Raw genomic sequence first — 378 nt, forward strand, 5'->3', positions numbered from 1 at the left:
TGCTGGTAACTACTCTATCACTGTTACTGATGATAATGGATGCTCTACTATTAATAGTGCTAATGTTAATCAACCGGCTTTATTGATTTCCAATATCAATAATTCAACTAATGTAAGTTGTTTTGGTGGTAATGATGGAATAGCTACTGTGGCTTCTTCTGGTGGTACTACTCCTTATTCTTATTTATGGAGCAATGCTGATACTACTGCTTCGTCTTCAAATTTAATTGCTGGCACCTATACTGTCACAACTACTGACAATAAAGGTTGTACTGACCTTGATACTATAGTCATATCTCAACCTATTGCTCCTTTATCTTCTACATCTAATGCTACTGACAATCTTTGTTTTGGTGAAAATAATGGCTCAGGATATGT

1 protein-coding gene is annotated in these 378 nt (G+C 35.2%); it reads left to right on the plus strand.

Annotated features, from left to right (window positions below):
- A partial coding sequence (locus FRY74_RS12810; RefSeq protein WP_189765290.1) for a SprB repeat-containing protein occupies positions 1-378 on the plus strand: 378 nt, incomplete at both ends.

This window comes from Vicingus serpentipes (assembly GCF_007993035.1).
Taxonomy (GTDB): Bacteria; Bacteroidota; Bacteroidia; order Flavobacteriales_E; family Vicingaceae; genus Vicingus; species Vicingus serpentipes.